This window comes from Streptomyces sp. ID05-39B (genome assembly GCF_033794725.1).
Lineage (GTDB): Bacteria > Actinomycetota > Actinomycetes > Streptomycetales > Streptomycetaceae > Streptomyces > Streptomyces bobili.
Map to the genome: position 1 here is coordinate 1 of NZ_JARGEF010000342.1, position 6,647 is coordinate 6,647.

The following is a 6,647-nucleotide window of genomic DNA, read 5'->3' on the forward strand; positions in this document are numbered from 1 at the left end:
AATTCTGATATCGGTATTTTTTACTTTTATCTTCTAGTGTAGCGCGACAGTTGTATAAGAGACAGGCCCCCAACCGTCCCGGCGAGGCCCTCCTCATCGCCCTGGACCGCGACCCCGGCCCGGCCCGCCGGCTGCGGCCCGACCCGCGCCGCCGCGCCCTCGAAGCGGAGCGGACGACGGGGGAGATCCTGGACCGGTTGGACGGCGCGGGCTGGCACACCCTGCACTCCCTCCCGCTGCCCGGCGGAGACCGCGTCCACCACCTGGCGATCGGCCCGGCCGGACTCTTCGCCGTCCACAGCCTGTACGCCCGTAAGCAGCGGGTCCTCGTCGCCGACCCGCTGCTCACCCTGGGCCGCCGCGACCCCGACCCCCTCCTGCGCCGGGTCCGCGCCGACGCCGACCGCGCCTCCCACGCGCTGACCGCCGAGGTCCGCCCGGTCCTCGCCCTGGTCGGCCCGTCCGACGTGCGCCTCACCACCACCCCGCGTGAGGTACGGGTCCTGCGGGACACGGAACTGGCCGGACTGGCCCGGCAGGGCGGCGTACTGAAACCGGCGGACGTGGAGGCGCTGCACGCGATGGCGCGGGACAGGAGAACGTGGACGTGAGCCTGTGGCGGGTGAGCCGGGTTCGTGCGGGCCGGCATCGGTGACCGTGACTGGGGGCGGTGCCCCCGGACCCCCCTTCGGCCTGAACGGCCTCGTCCTCAATCGCCGGACGGGCTACGGGGGCCTGGACGCCGGTCGAGAAGCCGCTCGCGGCTGCCGGGGGCTGCCCGGGGGTCGGCCTGGGCGCGTCAGTCGGGAAGGCGTCCGGCGCTGTCCGGCTCGCACAGGTCGGCGAGCAGATCGCCGTGCTCCCGTACCCGCCCGGTGACGGCCTCCGCCCCGAACGCCAGCTCCTGCGGTGCCGCGCACGCCTCGACCTCCTCCCAGGTGACGGGCGCGGACACGGTCGGTTCGGGGCGGGCGCGCAGGGTGTAGGGGGTGGCGGTGGTCTTGCGGGCGGCGTTCTGGCTCCAGTCGACGAACACCTTCCCCGGCCGCAGGCTCCGCGTCATCCGGTGCAGGGCCAGCCGCGGCATGGTGCGCTCCGCCTCGACGGCGAGCCGCTTGGCGTACTCGGTGACCTGTTCGGAGGACGATCCGCGCACCGCCGCCAGCAGATGCAGCCCCTTCGAGCCCGAGGTCTTCGCGTACGCCTCGATCCCGTCCGCCGCCAGCCGCTCCCGCAGCCAGAGCGCGACCTCGCAGCATTCGACGACGGTCGCGGGCGCGCCGGGATCGAGGTCGAAGACGATCCGGTCGGCCTCCTCGGGGTCCTGGATCACCCACTGGGGCGTATGGAACTCGGTGACGAGGTTCGCCGCCCACATCAGGCTCGGCAGATCCTGTACGAGCACCATCCGGGCCGGCCCCTCCACACGCGGCACCTCGGCGGTGGTGACCCAGTCGGGGGTGCCCGGCGGCACGTTCTTGGCGAAGAAGACCTGTCCGCCGGGTCCGTCCGGATAGCGCAGGAAGGAGAGCGGCCGGTCACGCAGATGCGCCAGCAGGGGGCCGGCGACGGTCGCGTAGTAGTGCAGCACCTCGCCTTTCGTGAAGCCGGTGGCCGGATACAGCACCTTCTCCAGATTGCTGAGCGCGAGCCGCCGCCCCTCCACCTCGGTGATGGGCGTCATACGATGAGAATCACACGATTAGTGCGTATATGTCTGCTATATAACCTTTCTCGGTAGAGCCAGGAGGATGCTGCACGTGCGATCCATATGGAACGGCGCCATCTCGTTCGGCCTCGTCAGCATCCCGATCAAGCTGGTGAACGCCACCGAGAACCACTCGATCTCCTTCCGCCAGATCCACACCGAGGACGGCGGCCGCATCCGCTACCGCAAGGTCTGCGAGCTGGAGGACCGCGAGGTGAGCCAGTCGGAGATCGGCAAGGGCTACGAGGACGCCGACGGCACGATCATCCCGATCACCGACGAGGACCTCTCCCACCTGCCGCTCCCCACGGCGAAGACGATCGAGATCGTGGCCTTCGTGCCGGCCGACCGGATCGACCCGCTCCAGATGGACGCGGCCTACTACCTCCAGGCGGGCGGCGCCCCGGCGGCCAAGCCGTACACACTGCTGCGGGAGGCGCTGAAGCGCAGCAACAAGGTTGCCATCACCAAGTACGCGCTACGCGGCCGTGAGCGCCTGGGCATGCTGCGCGTGGTCGGCGACGCGATCGCCATGCACGGGCTGCTCTGGCCCGACGAGGTCCGCGCCCCCGAGGGCGTGGCCCCCGACACCGACGTCACGGTCCGTGACAAGGAACTCGACCTCGCGGACGCCCTGATGGACACCCTCGGCGAGGTCGACCTGGAGGATCTCCACGACGAGTACCGCGAGGCCGTCGAGGAGGTCGTCGCCGCGAAGGCGGCCGGCGAGACACCCCCCGAGTCGCCCAGCGCCGCCCCCAGCGGCAAGGTCCTGGACCTGATGGCCGCCCTGGAGAACAGCGTCCGCGCGGCGAAGGAGTCCCGAGGCGAGCCGACCGGGCGGGAGAAGGCCGAGGTCAGACAGCTCCCCGACCGCAAGACGGCCCGCACGGCCCCGAAACAGACCGGTGGCAAGAAGTCCACGTCGACGGCGAAGAAGACGGCGGCGTCGGCGAAGAAGGCGACGAGGAGCACCGAGCCGGCGAAGAAGTCGGCATCGACGAGCAGGAGCAGCACGGCGTCGACGAGCAAGAGCACGGCATCGAAGAGCACGACGAAGAAGACAGCGGCGAAGAAGACGACGGCAAGGAAACGGTCGGCGTGAGGGCGACATGAGTGAGGGATGAGGTCGGCGTCGGCGTGAGGCGTCGCCCCGCCGGAGGGCTTCCCGCGACACGGGGCCGGTCCTCAGGCGGCTTGCCTCGACACGGGGCACACCATGTCGCGGCCAACCCGTGCCCGCCCCGACACCCGAGGCGGCACCCGACCGACTGTCCGACCCCGTCCCCCTTCACTGCCTCCCTGCCCGCCGCTCCCACCGGACCAGGCAAGCCCACCGCGTCAGGACCCCCACCACGAGGGATACGACGACCGCACCCGCGTCGATGACATGAGGCAGCCCCGGAAAAGAAGGCGAAGAAGGCGAGCAGCGCCAGCAGCCCGCAGAGGAATCCCACGACCCCGATCCTCCTGCGCCGCGCTTGCTCCGACGCGTCAGGCCCTTGCTGGTGCTGCTGCTCGACCATGGAGGAACTCACTTCGTGACGTGGTGGCACTGGCCGGCGCGCTGAACCCCGTGACGTAGAGCCGGGCACACGCCTCGCCGTAACGAGGCAGTGTCTGCGGAGAGTTGTTCCGCATCGGGTCGATCTTGCACTCGCTGTGGGTCCTGCCGCGTGAGGTCCGGTAGGTCCGGTTGCTCGTGTCGGCGTAGGTGAAGTCGATGCGCCAGTTGCAGAAGCCGCTGCTGAGGGCGCCCACGAAGGCACAGTCCACACCGGCGTTCTGGTAAGTGATCTTCTTGCCGCTGCCACGGATGATGTGCGTGAACATGCACCCGGTGGGAATCTTCATCGTCATGCCGCCCACGCTGTACTCGAAGGTCTGCACGGGAGTGGAACCGGCCGCTCCGGCGTGGGCGTTCGGGGAACCGGATAAGAGCACGGCGGCGACCGTCGCGAGAGCTGTGGCCATGCGTGCCGCAAACCTGACGGACAAGGTGAACTCCTCCTGTTGATCTTCGGATGACGCCGGATCAACAGGTAGGCCGGTAATCGGGTTTGCCTGGTCCGCCGGTCTTCACTGCCCCGAGTGATCGAGCGGCGCCGTGATGACCAGCAGAAACGTTCACGGTTGCGGCCGGAGTCATACAAGAGGTCCGCGTCGGCGGACATCGCGCTTCCCGCTCACCCCGGCAAACGCCTTGACCGGCCGCGTTATGTTACCGGTAACATTCAATCCTGTCGGAGTTGCACACACCAAGCCACCGTCGCCTCGGGAGTCCGCATGACCGATCAGCACACGGTGCGTCACCCCCCACGAACCACTCCCGTGCCCGGCCCGGTCTTCACCCCCATGGCCGCCGCCGCCTCCTGCGGCGGCTTCGTCCTGATCGGCGCTCTCCAGGCCCTCTACGGCCCCGCGATCCCGGCCCTCCGCCAGGACTTCGGCCTGTCGCCCTCCACCGCCGGACTGGCTCTGAGCGCACACTTCGTGGGCGGCGTAGCCGGGGTACTCCTCTTCGACCGCCTCTACGGCAGGATCGGCAACAGACGGATCCTTGCCGCCTCCTACCTCCTCATGGCCACGGGCGCCACAGGCTTCGCGCTGGCCCCGAACTGGCCGACGGCCCTGACCGCCGCCCTCCTGGCAGGACTCGGCTTCGGGGGCATCGACTACGGCCTCAACCAGCTCTTCGCCGTCGGCTTCGGCCACCGCTCCGCCGCGATGCTGAACATCCTCAACGCCCACTTCGGCATCGGCGCGATCCTCGGCCCGGCCCTGATCGGCGCGGCAGGCGCCGATCACTACCCCGCGATCTTCGTGGCCTTCGCCCTGGCCAACCTCCCCCTGCTCCTCTGCCTGAAGGGCGTACGGGACAAGGCACCGAACCCCACGGACACCACCGCCACCACGACGACCCCAGCGACCCCCCTCACCCGCAGCCTGACGTCCATCCTCACCGTCTTCGTGGCCCTCTACGTCCTGCACGTCGGCATCGAGGCCGGCGTGGGCGGCTGGGAACCCACCCACCTGGAGACGGTCGGCTACGGCGCGGGGATCGCCGCGACGGCCACCTCCGTCTACTGGCTGATGATGACGATCGGCCGCTTCCTGGTCGCGCCCCTCGCCCTGCGCTTCTCGGCTCCGGCGATCATCACCGTCTCCTGCGCCGGCATGACCGCCTGCCTGCTCCTGGCCGCCGTACCCGACCTGGCGCCGTACGCCTACGCCGGCGTAGGCCTCTTCATCGCACCCATCTTCCCCACCGGCCTCCCCTGGCTGCACCGGGCCGCCCCCGGCGCCGCCCGAGCGGGTGCCCTGGTCATCGCCGCCTCCATGATCGGCGGAGTGGCAGCCGGCCCCGCCCTCGGCAAGGTCATCGAATGGTCCGACATCAGGGCCGTACCCCTCCTCCTGGCGGCAACCTCCGCGGCCTGCCTGACAGCCACCCTCTGGCTGATCCGCGCAACCCGTACAGAGAACGCCCACCCATGACGATCCCCGCCCACGGCCGTCGTACAGGGGGGCGGCCGGTGACAGCGGTGAGGCGTCGGCCGATCGCGCCCGCAGCCGCCGTACCAGGGGAGCGGGTCGTCGCGGTGCGGCGCAGCCCGTCGCGTAGTCCGTCGCGTAGTCCGTCACTGCCACGTCCGACTGTGGCAGCGGGCAGCAGTGCGCCCGACTTGCGACGGGCTCGCCGCACGGCCACGACCTCGACCCACCCACGGCCGACAGGCGTCCGACGACCACCCACAACGACCCGCACCCGAAACGACCCGCACCCGAAACGACCCGCACCCACAACGACCCGCACCCACAACGACCCGCACCCCATCCCCGAAGGGACCCCAGATGACCGCCCTGACCGCCAGCCCAGACGGCTTCCTTCTCAACGGCACCCCCTTGAGGATCATCTCCGGCGCCCTCCACTACTTCCGGGTCCACCCCGACCACTGGCCCGACCGCCTGCACAAGGCCCGCCTCATGGGCCTCAACACGGTGGAGACGTACATCCCCTGGAACCTCCACCAGCCGGAACCGGGCACCCTCGTCCTGGACGGACTGCTCGACCTCCCCCGCTTCCTGCGCCTCGCCGCCGCGGAGGGCCTGCACGTCCTGCTGCGTCCGGGCCCGTACATCTGCGCGGAGTGGGACGGCGGCGGCCTGCCCCACTGGCTCACCGCGGACGCGGACATCCGCCTCCGCAGCAGCGACCCCCGCTTCACGGGCGCGGTCGACCGCTACCTGGACCTCCTCCTCCCCCCACTCCTCCCGCACATGGCCGCGTCCGGCGGCCCGGTCATCGCCGTACAGGTGGAGAACGAGTACGGCGCCTACGGCGACGACACGGCGTACCTCAAGCACTTGGAGGCCGCCCTGCGCACCCGCGGCGTGGAGGAACTCCTCTTCACCTGCGACCAGGCCGACCCCGAGCACCTCGCCAAGGGCAGCCTCCCCGGCGTCCTGGCGACGGGCACCTTCGGCGGCCGTATCGACCGCTCGCTGGAGCGTCTGCGCGAGCACCAGCCCGAAGGCCCGTTGATGTGCGCCGAGTTCTGGATCGGATGGTTCGACCACTGGGGCGGCCCGCACCACGGCAGGGACACGGAGGACGCCGCCGCCGACCTGGACCGCCTGCTCTCGGCGGGCGCCTCCGTCAACATCTACATGTTCCACGGCGGCACCAACTTCGGCTTCACGAACGGCGCCAACCACCACCACACCTACGCCCCCACCGTCACCTCGTACGACTACGACGCCCCCCTCACCGAGCACGGCGACCCCGGCCCGAAGTACCACGCCTTCCGCGAGGTCATCGCCCGCCACGCGCAGGTCCCGGACGAGCCGGTCCCGTCCCCGGCACCCAAACTCCCGCCGACGACGGTCGAGTTGACCCACCGCACGCCACTCCTCCCCCTGCCGGCCACCGCGAAGG

5 protein-coding genes and 1 pseudogene are annotated in these 6,647 nt (G+C 70.3%); 4 read left to right on the top strand and 2 right to left on the bottom strand.

What is annotated here, in order from left to right; translation table 11 throughout:
• Window positions 1–65: 65 nt before the first annotated feature.
• Window positions 66–611 (top strand): annotated as a pseudogene (locus P1P75_RS38330) (nuclease-related domain-containing protein); the annotation flags it as partial.
• 188 nt (window positions 612–799) lie between these two features.
• On the opposite strand, the gene ligD reads toward P1P75_RS38330, so the two are convergent.
• Complete coding sequence (ligD, locus tag P1P75_RS38335; protein WP_319264112.1) at window positions 800–1,684, bottom strand: non-homologous end-joining DNA ligase; 885 nt, start codon at window positions 1,682–1,684, stop codon at window positions 800–802.
• A gap of 67 nt (window positions 1,685–1,751) precedes the next feature.
• On the opposite strand from ligD, the gene P1P75_RS38340 reads away from it, so the two are divergent.
• Complete coding sequence (locus P1P75_RS38340) at window positions 1,752–2,813, top strand: Ku protein (protein ID WP_319264114.1); 1,062 nt, start codon at window positions 1,752–1,754, stop codon at window positions 2,811–2,813.
• 389 nt (window positions 2,814–3,202) lie between these two features.
• On the opposite strand, the gene P1P75_RS38345 is transcribed toward P1P75_RS38340, so the two are convergent.
• A complete protein-coding gene (locus P1P75_RS38345) occupies window positions 3,203–3,682 on the bottom strand; it encodes a hypothetical protein (protein ID WP_319264116.1) in 480 nt (159 codons plus the stop codon).
• A 312-nt stretch (window positions 3,683–3,994) separates the two neighbouring features.
• Between P1P75_RS38345 and P1P75_RS38350 the strand changes: the two genes are divergently transcribed.
• On the top strand, window positions 3,995–5,206 hold the full coding sequence (locus P1P75_RS38350) for an MFS transporter (protein ID WP_319264118.1): 1,212 nt from the start codon (window positions 3,995–3,997) through the stop codon (window positions 5,204–5,206).
• A gap of 357 nt (window positions 5,207–5,563) precedes the next feature.
• The coding region (locus P1P75_RS38355; RefSeq protein ID WP_319264120.1) for a beta-galactosidase family protein at window positions 5,564–6,647 on the top strand (1,084 nt) is incomplete at its 3' end.

Excerpts from the sequence above, each read along its gene's own strand:
- P1P75_RS38345 (WP_319264116.1), bottom strand. The coding sequence starts at position 3,682 with ATGGCCACAGCTCTCGCGACGGTCGCCGCCGTGCTCTTATCCGGTTCC.
- ligD (WP_319264112.1), bottom strand. The coding sequence starts at position 1,684 with ATGACGCCCATCACCGAGGTGGAGGGGCGGCGGCTCGCGCTCAGCAAT.
- P1P75_RS38340 (WP_319264114.1), top strand. The coding sequence starts at position 1,752 with ATGCTGCACGTGCGATCCATATGGAACGGCGCCATCTCGTTCGGCCTC.
- P1P75_RS38350 (WP_319264118.1), top strand. The coding sequence starts at position 3,995 with ATGACCGATCAGCACACGGTGCGTCACCCCCCACGAACCACTCCCGTG.